Annotated in this window: 12 protein-coding genes; 2 read left to right on the top strand and 10 right to left on the bottom strand. The window is 72.7% G+C overall.

What is annotated here, in order from left to right:
- Window positions 1-518: 518 nt before the first annotated feature.
- A complete protein-coding gene (gene trpS, locus ACF1BE_RS32910; RefSeq protein ID WP_392202655.1) occupies window positions 519-1,541 on the top strand; it encodes a tryptophan--tRNA ligase in 1,023 nt (340 codons plus the stop codon).
- Between the two features lie 53 nt (window positions 1,542-1,594).
- Here the strand turns inward: trpS and proC are convergent, their stop codons facing one another.
- The 6 genes from proC to ACF1BE_RS32880 all read right to left on the bottom strand — a co-directional run bounded on the left by proC (window position 1,595) and on the right by ACF1BE_RS32880 (window position 6,567).
- Window positions 1,595-2,407 (bottom strand): pyrroline-5-carboxylate reductase, encoded by an 813-nt coding sequence (gene proC / locus ACF1BE_RS32905; RefSeq protein WP_392202654.1) that lies wholly within the window; start codon window positions 2,405-2,407, stop codon window positions 1,595-1,597.
- Between the two features lie 78 nt (window positions 2,408-2,485).
- Window positions 2,486-3,301, bottom strand: a complete 816-nt coding sequence (locus tag ACF1BE_RS32900) for an ABC transporter permease (RefSeq protein WP_392202653.1) — start codon at window positions 3,299-3,301, stop codon at window positions 2,486-2,488.
- Entirely contained in the window at window positions 3,298-4,131 is an 834-nt protein-coding gene (locus ACF1BE_RS32895) for an ABC transporter ATP-binding protein (protein WP_392202652.1), read from the bottom strand. The genes ACF1BE_RS32900 and ACF1BE_RS32895 overlap by 4 nt, the downstream gene beginning before the upstream one ends.
- A 191-nt stretch (window positions 4,132-4,322) precedes the next feature.
- Complete coding sequence (locus tag ACF1BE_RS32890) at window positions 4,323-5,120, bottom strand: class I SAM-dependent methyltransferase (protein ID WP_392202651.1); 798 nt, start codon at window positions 5,118-5,120, stop codon at window positions 4,323-4,325.
- Window positions 5,121-5,249: 129 nt separating this feature from the next.
- On the bottom strand, window positions 5,250-5,792 hold the full coding sequence (locus tag ACF1BE_RS32885) for an EamA/RhaT family transporter (protein ID WP_392202650.1): 543 nt from the start codon (window positions 5,790-5,792) through the stop codon (window positions 5,250-5,252).
- A 457-nt stretch (window positions 5,793-6,249) separates the two neighbouring features.
- Entirely contained in the window at window positions 6,250-6,567 is a 318-nt protein-coding gene (locus ACF1BE_RS32880; RefSeq protein WP_392202649.1) for an SH3 domain-containing protein, read from the bottom strand.
- Between the two features lie 167 nt (window positions 6,568-6,734).
- Between ACF1BE_RS32880 and ACF1BE_RS32875 the strand changes: the two genes are divergently transcribed.
- The gene (locus tag ACF1BE_RS32875; protein ID WP_392202648.1) at window positions 6,735-8,882 is read left to right on the top strand and encodes a serine/threonine-protein kinase; all 2,148 of its coding nucleotides are present in this window, start codon (window positions 6,735-6,737) and stop codon (window positions 8,880-8,882) included.
- 106 nt (window positions 8,883-8,988) lie between these two features.
- Here the strand turns inward: ACF1BE_RS32875 and ilvD are convergent, their stop codons facing one another.
- The 4 genes from ilvD to ACF1BE_RS32855 all read right to left on the bottom strand — a co-directional run bounded on the left by ilvD (window position 8,989) and on the right by ACF1BE_RS32855 (window position 13,539).
- Window positions 8,989-10,842, bottom strand: coding sequence for a dihydroxy-acid dehydratase (gene ilvD, locus ACF1BE_RS32870; RefSeq protein ID WP_392202647.1), 1,854 nt, complete (start codon window positions 10,840-10,842; stop codon window positions 8,989-8,991).
- A 179-nt stretch (window positions 10,843-11,021) separates the two neighbouring features.
- A complete protein-coding gene (locus ACF1BE_RS32865; RefSeq protein WP_392202646.1) occupies window positions 11,022-11,627 on the bottom strand; it encodes a TetR family transcriptional regulator in 606 nt (201 codons plus the stop codon).
- Window positions 11,624-12,448 carry a sugar phosphate isomerase/epimerase family protein gene (locus tag ACF1BE_RS32860; protein ID WP_392202645.1) on the bottom strand — a complete coding sequence of 275 codons (825 nt, stop codon included), beginning with the start codon at window positions 12,446-12,448 and terminating at the stop codon, window positions 11,624-11,626. Before ACF1BE_RS32860 ends, ACF1BE_RS32865 begins: the two co-directional genes overlap by 4 nt.
- Before the next feature lie 158 nt (window positions 12,449-12,606).
- Entirely contained in the window at window positions 12,607-13,539 is a 933-nt protein-coding gene (locus tag ACF1BE_RS32855; RefSeq protein WP_392202644.1) for a Ppx/GppA family phosphatase, read from the bottom strand.
- Between the last annotated feature and the right edge of the window lie 10 nt (window positions 13,540-13,549).

The following is a 13,549-nucleotide window of genomic DNA, read 5'->3' as shown; positions in this document are numbered from 1 at the left end:
TTTCCCTTTCCGGCGGTTCCGACTCTATCAGACCCTTTCGGTGTCTGACTCCCAGTCAGGGGGCTTGTCCTCCCGGCCGCTTGGCCGTTCCGACGAGTGAGACTTTAGCGGATTCCTGGCTCCCGAGCTAATCGGGGGCCGGCGCCCTTTCGAACACGGATTCCCCATTCCGTAAATACGCACGCCAATGCAGTCGCCGCCGAAGCGTTGATCGATTGGGTGGTGCTTACGGAATGGCTGTCCGGGGACCGACCGGGGTCGGCGCTCACGTCGGACAACTCGGAGTACCTTACGGACGGCCGTGGGGAGTGTCAACTCTCGCGCGGCGGTCTCCCGGAGGCGTACGGTGAACCTCGTGATCACGCGTACGTGTACCCAGCTCTGGTGGGCCGCCTGACGGCGGCCGTACGCACGTATGCACTCAACGGCCGCCGCTTCGGCGGCCGTTCGTGTATCTCCCTCCGGGACTGAGGGGGCCGGCCGCGGAAGCGGCGGCCCGGACCGAAGGTGGAGTGGAGATGAAGCGGGTCTTCAGCGGGATCCAGCCGACCGGGCACGTGACCCTGGGGAACTACCTGGGAGCCATGCGGCGCTGGGCCGAGGTCGATCAGCACCGGGCGGATTCGCTGTTCTGCATCGTGGATCTGCACGCGCTGACCGTGGACCACGATCCGGCGCGCGTGCGCAGGCTCAGCAGGCAGGCGGCCACGCTCCTGCTGGCGGTCGGGCTCGATCCCGAGCTGTGCACCCTGTACGTGCAGAGCCATGTCGACGAGCACACCCGGCTGTCGTACCTGCTGGAGTGCGTGGCCGGCGACGGCGAGATGCGGCGGATGATCCAGTACAAGGAGAAGGCCGCGCGGGAGCGGGAGCGCGGTGGGAGCGTACGGCTGTCGCTGCTGACGTATCCGGTGCTGATGGCGGCGGACATCCTGGCCTACGGCACGGACGAGGTGCCGGTCGGGGACGACCAGGTGCAGCACGTGGAACTGGCGCGGGATCTCGCGGTGCGGTTCAACCAGCGGTACGGGCACACGTTCGTGGTGCCGAAGGCGACCCTTCCGGGGGTGGCGGCCCGCGTGATGAACCTCCAGAACCCGACGGCGAAGATGGGGAAGTCGGACTCGGGGCAGGGGGTCGTGTATCTGCTGGACGAGCCGGACGTGGTGCGGAAGAAGATCATGCGGGCGGTGACCGACGGCGGCCGGGAGGTCGGGTACGACCCGCAGGCGCGGCCGGGAGTCGCGAACCTGCTGGAGATTCTCGCAGCGTGCACGGGCGGGAACCCTCAGTCACTGGCGGACGTTCACGACTCGTACGGCTCTTTGAAGAAGGACACCGCGGAGGCGGTGGTGGAGGCGTTGCGGCCGGTGCAGGCCCGGCACAGGGAGCTGTGTGCCGATCCGGCCTATGTGGAGGGGGTGCTGCGGGATGGTGCGGAGAAGGCCAGGACGCTGGCTCGGCCGATCGTTGACACGGCGTACCGGGCGATCGGGCTGCTGCCGCCCGTGGCGGAGCCCACGCTGAGCGCCGCGCCGTAGCCGGGCGGCGATGTGCGGGCGGCGGGTGGCCGCCGCCCGCAGGGGGCGTCGGGTCAGTCCTTCTTGCCGGAGGCGAGTTCGCGGCTGCGGTCGCGGGCGGCCTCCAGGGCGGCGATGAGGGCGGCGCGTACGCCGTGGTTCTCCAGTTCCCGGATGGCGTTGATCGTCGTTCCCGCGGGGGAGGTGACGTTCTCGCGCAGCTTGACGGGATGCTCGCCGCTGTCGCGGAGCATCACGGCGGCGCCGATAGCCGACTGGACGATGAGGTCGTGGGCCTTGTCGCGGGGCAGGCCGAGCAGGATGCCGGCGTCGGTCATGGCCTCGACCAGGTAGAAGAAGTACGCCGGGCCGGAGCCCGACAGGGCGGTGCAGGCGTCCTGCTGGCTCTCGGGGACGCGGAGGGTCTTGCCGACGCCGCCGAAGATCTCCTCGGCGTGCGCCAGGTGCTGTTCGGTGGCGTGGCTGCCGGCGGAGATGACCGACATCGCCTCGTCGACGAGGGCGGGGGTGTTGGTCATGACCCGGACGACCGGGGTGCCCGCGGCCAGGCGCTCCTCGAAGAAGGAGGTGGGAATCCCGGCGGCTCCGCTGATGACGAGGCGGTCGGCGGGGATGTGCGGGGCCAGTTCGTCCAGCAGGGCGCCCATGTCCTGCGGCTTGACCGTGAGGATCAGGGTGTCGGCGGTCTTGGCGGCCTCGGTGTTGCCGACCGGGCTGACTCCGTAGCGGGTGCGGAGTTCTTCGGCGCGTTCGGGGCGCCGGGCGGTGACCAGGAGGTCGGCGGGGGCCCAGCCGGCCCGGAGCATTCCGCTGAGCAGGGCTTCGCCGATCTTGCCGGTGCCGAGGACTGCGACTTTCTGGCTCATGCGGTTCAGTTTCGCACCGGTGAGGAGGGGTGCGGGTGGGTTGTCCGGTGGGCGGACGTCCACCGCGGCGGGGGTCGTTCAGGCGGTGCGCCGGCGCAGGGTCGCCGCTCCCAGCCCGAGGACCAGCAGGGCGCAGCCGGCCACGATCAGTGCGTCACGGACGAAGGTCGCGGTCATGTCGGTGTGGAGGAGGACCTCGTTCATGGCGTCGACGGCGTACGACATCGGCAGGGCGTCGGAGACGGCCTCCAGGACGGGGTGCATGTCGGAGCGGGGTGTGAACAGGCCGCAGAGGAGGAGCTGGGGAAAGATCACCGCGGGCATGAACTGGACGGCCTGGAACTCCGAGGCCGCGAAGGCCGAGACGAAGAGACCGAGGGCGGTGCCGAGCAGGGCGTCGAGGAGGGCGACGAGGAGGAGCAGCCAGGGGGAGCCGATGACGTCCAGGCCGAGGAGCCAGACGGCGAGTCCGGTGGCGAGGGCGGACTGGATGACGGCGAGGGCGCCGAAGGCCAGGGCGTAGCCGGTGATGAGGTCGGCCTTGCCGAGGGGCATGGCGAGGAGGCGTTCGAGGGTGCCGGAGGTGCGTTCGCGCAGGGTGGCGATGGAGGTGACCAGGAACATCGTGATCAGCGGGAAGATGCCGAGCAACGAGGCGCCGATGTTGTCGAAGGTGCGGGGGCTGGCGTCGAAGACGTAGCGCAGCAGGACCAGCATCAGGCACGGGACGAGGATCATCAGCGCGATGGTGCGCGGGTCGTGGCGCAGCTGGCGCAGGACCCGGGCCGCGGTGGCGGTGGCGCGGGAGGCGTTGAGCGCGCCGGCGGCCGGGGTGGCCGCCGTGCCGGTGGGGTCGGTTGGGCTGGTGGGGTCGGTTGGGCTGGTGGGGCTCATCGGGTGCTCTCTTTCGTGCGGTTCGTGGCGGCTGCCGCGTCGACGAGGTGGAGGAAGGCGGCCTCCACGGTGTCGGTGCCGGTGCGGGTGCGCAGGGCGTCCGGGGTGTCGTCGGCGAGGATCCGGCCCTCGCGCATGAGGAGGAGGCGGTGGCAGCGCTCGGCCTCGTCCATGACGTGGGAGGAGATCAGGAGGGTGGTGCCGCGGGTGGCGGCGAGGTCGTGGAAAAGGTTCCACAGGTCGCGGCGGAGGACGGGGTCGAGTCCGACGGTGGGTTCGTCCAGGACGAGGAGTTCGGGGGTGCCGAGGAGGGCGACGGCCAGGGAGACGCGGCTGCGCTGGCCGCCGGAGAGGGTGCCGGCGAGGGCGTCGGCGTGGCCGGCGAGGTCGACGTCGGTGATGGCCTGGGTGACGTGGTGGTGGCGCCGTTCGGCGGCGGCGCGGCCGGGGTCGAGTACCGCGGCGAAGTAGTCGAGGTTCTGCCGGACGGTGAGGTCGTCGTAGACCGAGGGGGCCTGGGTGACGTAGCCGATGCGGCTGCGCAGGGCGGGGTGGCCGGCGGGGTGGCCGAGGACGTCGAGGGTGCCGGTGCTCCCGGCCTGGGTGCCGACGATCGAGCGCATGAGGGTGGACTTGCCGCAGCCGGAGGGGCCGAGCAGGCCGGTGATCCGGCCGTGGGGGACGGTGAAGCGGAGGTCGTGCAGGACGGTGCGGGAACCGCGGACGACGGTGAGGTCCTCGGCGTGGACGGCGGGGCCGGCGTGGACGGCGGGGCCGGCGTGGACGGCGGCGGAGTGGGGCGGAGGGCCGCCCGGTTTATAATTCATCATGCGATGAATAATCCGCTCGCAGGGGGCCGGCGTCAAGGGGGCACAGGGGCTTCGGGAGGGCCTGGCGTGCATGCTCGCGGCCGGTCGGGAGGGGGCGCGTACGCCAAAGCGGCGGCCGGGTGGGCCGGCCGCCGCGAGTGGGGGAGGAACGGGGGGAGTGAGCTGGGGTGGGATCCGGGCCGGGGTACGGGTCAGGGTCTGAGGGCGACCAGGAGGCGGACGTCGTACGTCTCCTCGACGGTGCCGTCCGGGAAGGCCGCGAGCAGCTGGGCGCGTTCCTCTTCCATGAAGGCGGTCCTGCGCTCCTCGCACTCGACGAGGAGGGCCGAGTGACTGCCGAGGTTGGCGAGGTGGACGTCGACCGGGACGCGGCGGCTCCAGCGGATCGTGCGGCGGGCGAAGTCCAGACGTCCGCTGGGGTCGGCCCGCTCGGTGCGCTCGATGGTCCTGCGCTGCTCGGCAGCGGTGAGGTCGAGGCCGAGGAAGCGGCCCGTGCGCTCGGCGGCCTCGGCGATCCACTCGACGTCCAGCGCCTCCGTGTTCCACCACAGGGCCAGCGCACCACCGGGCCGCAGCACGCGCAGTGCCTCCGGCACCGAGTGGGCCGGGTCGGTCCAGTGCCAGGCCTGGGCGTAGGTGAGGAGGTCGGCGTGGGCGTCGGCGACGGGAAGCGCGTTGCCGTCACCCCGGACGAGCGGGATGTGCGGCAGCGCGCGGCGGAACTCGGCGGCCATGCCCTCGCCGGGTTCGACCGCGAGGACGTCGGCGCCACGGGCGTGCAGGAGGGCGGTCGCGATACCGGTGCCGGCGCCGACGTCCACGGTTCTGGCTCCGGACAGGGAACGGCCCGTCAGTTCCTCGACGGTGTCGAGGAGAGCGGGTGGGTAGGAGGGGCGGTTCGCGGCGTACTGGGTGGCGGCGGAGTTGAAGGAGTGGGCCCGGGCAGCGTGGGCGGCGTGCGGGGTGGTGGGTGACTCGGGGGTTGCCATGGAGTCATGGTGGGCGGGAAGGAGCGGGGGGACCAGCGGTTTCCGGCGGGGGTGATGCCGCAGGCCAGGCCCTGTCCGCGCGCGGGCGAACGGCCGGGCAGCGGTACGGGCCGCGCGGCTGCCGGCTCCCTAGCGGCGCCGCTTCTTCCGTGACGGGTCGCCGGTGCGGCGGGTGGCGCGGCGTTCGTGCTCCACGCGGGCCTTCTCGTACTCCTCGCGGTGCAGCTTCTCGCCCGGGGCCTCGGTCAGGGAGCGGACGAAGCAGGCGAGGAGGGAGCCGACGAAGCCGATGGCGAGCAGGCCGCGCAGGGAGGCCTGGCGCTGCGGGTCGTGCCGTGCGCCGAAGCCGTCCCAGGTGTTGCGGAAGGCGAGCGCGGTACAGATCGCGAACATGGCGACGACCAGCACGGTCACGAAGGAACCGGTGCCGGCGATGCGGATGCCCTCGTACGCGAAGCGCAGCACCAGGCAGGAGACGGCGGCAGCGGCGAGCGAGCCGACGGCGACAGCGGCGCGGCGGGCCGCGTAGCCGTTGTCGTGGTGCACCCAGGAGGTGCCGAAGAAGCGCAGGGGCTCGGGGCGGGGGGCACGGTCCGGAGCCGCGCCCTCACCCTGGGGCACGCCGCCGGTGCGGCCCGCCGAGGAGTCCGTGGTGCCGCTTTCGTCGCTCACGGGACGATTATGGCTCCGCACACCTTCGGGCTACCGGTGGGGGCCCGCTCCGGCGGGCCGGCTTCGTCGACGGCTCCCCGGCGGGGGAGGCTTCCGGCCGGGCCGTCCCGGCGAGGGCAGGGCTTTCGCAGGACCCCGCGCCGGGCGCGGCTGCCGGGGCCGGACCGGCTGCCGGGCTGGGGCCCGCTCCCCGGGGCCGGGATCGGCTGCCCGACCTGGACCGGTCCCACCCTGGGGCCGCCCCGGATCCGCACCGGGACCGGCTGCCCTGCCGGAGCCCGCTCCCCACGCCGGGGCCCATTTCCCCGCCGGGCCGACTCCCGAGCTGCGGCTCGCCCCTGACGCCGGAACCCCGCTGCCCCGCCGGGACCCGCTCCGACCTGCGGCCCACTCCCCCACCGGGGCCGCCCACCGGGTCGCTCATCCGCCGGATTCGGCTTCCCCGCCGGACCGTGGGTCAGCCGCAGCGGGCGGCGACGTAGCCGTCGCTGCCGGTGTGTACGTACGCGTCCGAGACGTACTCGCCGCTGTCGATGAGGTCCCAGACGTTCGTCGTGCCGTAGGTGCCCGACACGGTGGTACCGGGTGTCTGGCAGTAGATCGGGACCCGGACGCCCTCGGGCAGGATGCGCACGAGGTTGTAGCCGGTGCCGGGGCCGCTGCGGACGTTCAGCCGGACGCCGGGAGCGACGGCGTAGGTGCGGACCGCTGCCGCCGCCTCCCCCGCCGGTCCGCCGTCGATGCCCTCGGTCTCCTGCGCACGGTCGACTGACATGTTCGTGCTCCTCCCCCGTTGTTCTTCCTGTGTCGCCGAGCTGAGAACCCGGCGCGGAACGCCTTTGCGACGCGCACGCAGACGCTAGCAAGCCGCCTCCGTCCCGTACGAACCATCGACTAGGCTCCGTGCGTCGCGCGCGCGGACGAAGAGCACGGGGGTGGTCCATGGCGCCACAGCGCAACATCGGGGCGGGCGCGGAAGCGGAACTTCCCGAATACGCCGGTCACTACCGTCTGGAGTCCTGTCTGGGCTCCGGCGGCATGGGCGTGGTGCACCTCGCCCGCAGCACGTCGGGAATGAAGCTCGCGGTGAAGGTGGTGCACGCCGAGTTCGCGCGGGACCCCGAGTTCAGGGGCCGTTTCCGGCAGGAGGTGGCCGCCGCGCGGAAGGTCAGCGGTGCCTTCACCGCGCCCGTCGTGGACGCCGATCCACAGGCCGCGCGGCCGTGGATGGCCACGCTGTTCATTCCGGGGCCGACCCTGTCCGAACAGGTGAAGCGGAAGGGGCCGATGACCGCTCCGCAGCTGCGTCGGCTGATGGCCGGGCTCGCGGAGGCGCTACGGGACATCCACCGGGTGGGGGTCGTGCACCGGGACCTGAAACCCAGCAACGTGCTGCTCGCGGAGGACGGGCCGAAAGTCATCGACTTCGGCATCTCCCGGCCGGCTGACAGCGAACTGCGCACCGAGACGGGGAAGTTGATCGGCACGCCGCCGTTCATGGCGCCCGAGCAGTTCCGGCGTCCGAGGGAGGTGGGGCCCGCGGCCGACGTCTTCGCGCTCGGATCGGTCCTGGTGCACGCGGCCACCGGGCGCGGGCCGTTCGACTCGGACAGTCCGTACGTCGTCGCCTACCAGGTGGTGCATGACGAGCCCGACCTGACGGGCGTGCCGGACAGTCTGGCGCCGCTGGTGAAACGTTGCCTCGCCAAGGAGCCCGCGGACCGGCCCACCCCGGACGAGCTGATGCGGGAACTGCGCTCGGTGGCGGCCTCGTACGACACGCAGGCGTTCATACCGGCGCAGCGCGCGAGCGAGGACGGACCAGGTGCGGTGGCGCCTGCCCGTCCCGAGCAGCCCGAACGGCGCCCGGCACGGCGGCTGGTGCGGCGACCGGTGCGGCGACCGGGCCGGCGGGCGGTGCTGAGGGCCGGCGCCCTCGGGCTGGTGCTGGTGGGTGCCCTCGCCGCGGTGTGGGGGTCCGGCGGGGATGACGAGACGCCGAGGGCCGGCAGTGCGTCGGCCCGGACGGCCGGCTCCCACGCCTGGAGGGCCCGGCCGGTGCCCGCCGGAGCGGGCATGCCGCAGTGCGCGTACGGAGCGGGGAGACTGCTCTGCGCACGGCCGGGTGTGGTCTTCGCGCTCTCCGCGGCCGACGGCAGGCTGCTGTGGCGGCGCTCCGTCGACACGCGGTCCACGAGCGGGCCTCCGGTCGTCTCGGGCGGCCTGGTGCAGCCGTACACGGACGGCGGCTCGCGGCTCGCGGGGCTCGATCCGGCCACGGGCAGGGATGTCTGGCAGCGCCGCCTGCCGACGGGCACGACGGTGCGGTACGCCGGTGACACCGCCCTGCTCACCGGTGCCGACGGCGCGGTCACCGGCGTGGACGGGGCGACCGGCGCCACGCGCTGGCGCGGTGCGGTGCCCGGCGGGGGTGTGCCGTCCTTCGTGGCGTTCCCGGGCGGATCCGGTGCGGGGAGCGGGCTGGCGTACGCGACGCGGACGTCCGCCGACGGCACCCGGACGCAGGTGACCGCCGTGGATCCGGGCACGGGCAGGGTCCGGTGGGACGTTCGGCTGAAGGGCTGGCTGAAACCGTTCGCCGCCCAGGCCGACGGTTCGGTGTTCTTCCTGGGTGTCGACAGCGGTTACGGCGCCCGGGAGATCGTCCGCTACACCCCCGGGAGCGGGTCGACGCGGCGTGTGACGCTCCCCGTCGTGCTCGCCGGCGCGCACGCGAGCGTACGGGGGGACGTGGTCCATGTGCTGGCCACCGGCGGTTCCCTCGACGCCGTGGACATGGGGTCGGGCCGGCGTCTGTGGCATCTGGAGACTTCGGTGAGCCGTGGTTCGGTGCCCGTCGCGCGGGGCGGGACGGTGTACGTCACCGGGAGCGACGGCCGGCTGCTCGCGGTCGACGCCCGCACGGGCACGCTGACCGGGCAGACGCCCGCACGGCTGGGCACGCACTCGGCCGAGGTCGTGAGCACACCGCCCGCCCCGGTGATGGTCGGCGGGGACGCCCGGGTGTGCGCCACCGCGCCCGACGGCACCGTCTTCACCGTGGACGGCCGCTCTCCCGGGACCTGGTGACCTCACGATCACGAAAGGCCTGCCGGCGCGGCGGGCCAGGGCCTGGTGGTACGGCGAGGGGCCGCCCCCGCCGGGGAGCGGCCCCCTGTCACGCCTGCCCGTCCGGTCAGCCCAGCCGGGACACGTCCCGCACCGCGCCCTTGTCCGCGCTGGTCGCCATCGCGGCGTAGGCGCGCAGGGCGGCGGAGACCTTGCGTTCGCGGTTCTTCGGGGCGTGGACGCCGTTCAGCGCCTGCTCGCGGCGGGCCAGCTCCGCGTCGTCCACCAGCAGCTCGATGGTGCGGCCCGGGATGTCGATGCGGATGCGGTCGCCGTCCTGGACGAGGGCGATCGTGCCGCCGGAGGCCGCCTCCGGGGAGGCGTGGCCGATGGACAGGCCCGAGGTGCCGCCGGAGAAGCGGCCGTCGGTGATCAGGGCGCAGCTCTTGCCGAGGCCGCGGCCCTTCAGGTAGGAGGTCGGGTAGAGCATCTCCTGCATGCCGGGGCCGCCCTTGGGGCCCTCGTAGCGGATGACGACGACGTCACCGTCCTTGACCTCCTGGGTGAGGATCCGCTGCACGGCCTCCTCCTGGGACTCGCAGACGACCGCCGGGCCCTCGAAGGTCCAGATCGACTCGTCGACGCCCGCGGTCTTGACCACGCAGCCGTCGACGGCGAGGTTGCCGCGCAGGACCGCGAGGCCGCCGTCCTTGGAGTACGCGTGCTCGGCGGAGCGGATGCAGCCGTTCTCGGCGTCGTCGTCCAGGGTCTCCCAGCGCTCGGACTGGGAGAAGGCCTCGGCGGAGCGGACGCAGCCGGGGGCCGCGTGCCACAGCTCGACCGCCTCGGCGGACGGGGAGCCGCCACGGACGTCCCAGGTCTTCAGCCAGTCGGCGAGGGAGGGGCTGTGGACGGCGTGGACGTCCTCGTTGAGCAGGCCGGCGCGGTGCAGTTCGCCGAGCAGGGCGGGGATGCCGCCGGCGCGGTGCACGTCCTCCATGTAGTACGTGCGGTTCTTCCCGACGTTGGGGGCCACCTTCGCCAGGCACGGGACACGGCGCGAGACGGCGTCGATCTGCTCCAGGCCGAACGGGACGCCCGCCTCCTGGGCGGCGGCCAGCAGGTGCAGGATCGTGTTGGTGGAGCCGCCCATCGCGATATCCAGCGCCATGGCGTTCTCGAAGGCCTGGAAGGTGGCGACGTTGCGGGGCAGGACCGTGTCGTCGTCCTGCTCGTAGTAGCGGCGGGTGATGTCCATGACCGTGCGGGCCGCGTCCTCGTAGAGGCGGCGCCGGGCGGTGTGGGTGGCGAGGACCGAGCCGTTGCCGGGGAGGGAGAGGCCGATGGCCTCCGTCAGGCAGTTCATCGAGTTGGCGGTGAACATGCCGGAACAGCTGCCGCAGGTCGGGCAGGCGTTCTCCTCGATGCGGAGGATGTCCTCGTCGGAGATCTTGTCGTTGACGGCGTCGGAGATCGCGTCGACCAGGTCGAGCGTGCGGACCGTGCCGTCCACGAGGGTGGCTCGGCCGGACTCCATCGGGCCGCCGGAGACGAAGACGGTCGGGATGTTCAGGCGCAGCGCCGCCATGAGCATGCCCGGGGTGATCTTGTCGCAGTTGGAGATGCAGACCAGGGCGTCGGCGCAGTGGGCCTCGACCATGTACTCGACGGAGTCGGCGATCAGGTCGCGGGAGGGCAGCGAGTAGAGCATGCCGCCGTGGCCCATGGCGATGCCGTCGTCCACGGCGATCGTGTTGAACTCGCGCGGGATCCCGCCGGCCTGCGTGATGGCCTCGCTGACGATCCGGCCGACCGGCTGGAGGTGGGTGTGGCCCGGCACGAACTCGGTGAAGGAGTTGGCCACCGCGATGATCGGCTTCCGGCCGATGTCCGCACCGGGTACACCCGAGGCGCGCATAAGGGCGCGGGCGCCCGCCATGTTGCGTCCGTGGGTGACTGTGCGGGACCTCAGCTCGGGCATCGTCGCTCGCTCCTTCGAAGACCTTCTGGAGAAGAGACCAGAATGTTCTGACTCTCTCCGAGCGTACGCCGCCCCTCCGAACCGTGGACACAAGTGTCCGGAATGCGGGATGACCGTTCCGCCGTGTACCGCCTGTGCGGGGTGTCGTGGCGAGGAGGGCGCACCGCCCGCGCCGGGGTTCAGGCGGCCGTCAGATGGTGCTGTACGACCGGTGCCAGTCGCGCCACGAGCTGCTCCAGGTCCGCGGAGGCCAGGGGCTCCAGCTTGATCACGTACCGCAGCATCGCCGTCCCCACCAGCTGCGCCGCCGCCAGTTCGGCGCGCAGCTCGGCGTCGGGCAGGTCCAGCGGGGCGGCGATGCGGCGCATCAGCTGGGCGGCGATCAGGCGGCGGAAGACGGCGGCGGCGGTGTCGTTGTCGACGGCCGAGCGCACGATCGCCAGCAGCGGGGTACGGGTCGCGGGGTTCTCCCAGACACCGAGGACGAAGCGGGTCAGCCGCTCCCCCACACCGTCCAGCGGGCCGTCGGCCACCGCGTCCGACGCGTCCAGGGCCGGGGCGAAGGCGACCTCGACGGCCGCCTCGAAGACCTGCTCCTTGCTGCCGAAGTAGTGGTGCACGAGCGCCGGGTCCACACCGGCCGCCTTGGCGATGCCGCGGACGGACGTCTTCTCGTAGCCGCGCGCGGAGAACTCCTCGCGGGCGGCGGTGAGGATGCGGTCGCGGGTGCCGGCGGACTCGGTGCGCGGGGGGCGGCCACGGCGGCGGGGGGCGGTCCCGCTCATCCCCGGGGCACCCGTACGGCCGCCGAGGCCAGGTGCTTGCGCGTGAACTCCAGGGCCTCGGCGAGATCGGCCTCGCGCTCGGCGCCGGACATCGCCCGCCGGGTGTTGACCTCGATCACGACGTGCCCGTCGAAGCCGGTGAGGGCGAGGCGCCCCAGCAGCTCGGCGCAGGGCTGGGTGCCGCGGCCGGGCACCAGGTGCTCGTCCTTGGCGGAGCCGCGGCCGTCGGCGAGGTGTACGTGCCCGAGCCGGTCCCCCATGCGGTCGATCATGTCCAGGGCGTCGGTTCGGGCCGTCGCGGTGTGGCTGAGGTCGATCGTGAAGTGCCGGTAGTCGTCGTGGGTGACGTCCCAGTCGGGGGCGTAGGCGAGCATCTCGCGGTCGCGGTAGCGCCACGGGTACATGTTCTCGACGGCGAACCGTACGTCCGTCTCGTTCGCCATCCGCCAGATCCCGTCGACGAAGTCCCGGGCGTACTGCCGCTGCCAGCGGAACGGCGGGTGGACGACGACGGTGGACGCCCCGAGCTTCTCCGCCGCCGCCTGGGCCCGCTGGAGCTTGGTCCAGGGATCGGTCGACCAGACCCGCTGGGTGATCAGCAGGCAGGGGGCGTGGACGGCCAGGATCGGGATGCCGTGGTAGTCCGACAGGCGGCGGAGCGCCTCGATGTCCTGACTGACCGGATCGGTCCACACCATGACCTCGACACCGTCATAGCCGAGGCGTGCGGCGATCTCGAAGGCCGTCGCCGTCGACTCCGGGTAGACGGAGGCGGTCGACAGCGCGATGCGCACGTCCGTTGGTTCACCCACGTCCGTCACCTTACGGCGTTGGGGGGCCCGGACGTTGGGTGCCGGTTCGCCGTTGTGAGGTATGCCATGCGGGCGGCCTCGGCGCGGTCGTGACCGCTCCCCGGGGCCCGTGCCGCCGTGCCGCTAGGGTCTTTCGTTCGGATCCGGCCTGATCCGAACGGGAGGGCCTAGGCGGACCCCATGTGGTCCAGGCGCCGGAGGATCACACCCTCCCGCAGGGCCCACGGGCAGACCTCCAGGCTCTCCACGCCGAACAGGTCCATCACGGCCTCGGCCACCAGGGCGCCCGCGACGAGCTGGCCCGCCCTGCCCTCCGAGACGCCGGGGAGTTCCGCCCGCTGGTCGGTCGTCATGCCGGCGAGGCGGGGGACCCAGGCCTCCAGGGACTCGCGCTTGAGTTCGCGCTGGACGTAGAGGCCCTCGGCGCTGCGGGCGGCACCGGCGATGCGGGCCAGTTGCTTGAAGGTCTTGGACGTGGCGACCACGTGGTCGGGGGCGCCGAAGCGGCTGAATTCACCGACGTGGCGGGCGATTCCCGTGCGGACGTGCCGGCGCAGGGCGCGGACCTCCTCCGGGGCGGGCGGGTCGCCGGGCAGCCAGCCGGCGGTGAGGCGGCCGGCGCCGAGCGGCAGGGAGACGGCCGTGTCCGGCTCCTCGTCCATGCCGTAGGCGATCTCCAGGGAACCGCCGCCGATGTCCAGGACCAGCAGTTTCCCGGCGGACCAGCCGAACCAGCGGCGTACGGCGAGGAAGGTGAGCCGGGCCTCCTCCGCGCCGGTGAGGACCTGGAGGCGTACGCCGGTCTCGTCGGCCACGCGCGTGAGGACGTCGTCGGCGTTGGTGGCCTCGCGGACGGCGGAGGTCGCGAACGGCAGCAGATCCTCGACGCCCTTGTCCTCCGCGGCCCGCAGCGCGTCCCGTACGACGGCGATCAGTCGGTCGATGCCCTCGTCGCCGATGGCACCACTGTCGTCGAGGAGTTGCGCGAGCCGGAGGTCGGCCTTGTGCGAATGCGCGGGCAGCGGGCGCGCGCCGGGGTGGGCGTCCACCACCAGCAGATGCACCGTGTTCGAACCCACGTCCAGGACACCGAGTCTCATGGACGGAAAC

The organism is Streptomyces sp. NPDC014991, from assembly GCF_043080665.1.
GTDB lineage: Bacteria > Actinomycetota > Actinomycetes > Streptomycetales > Streptomycetaceae > Streptomyces.
This window is presented reverse-complemented; position numbering and strand designations above follow the sequence as displayed.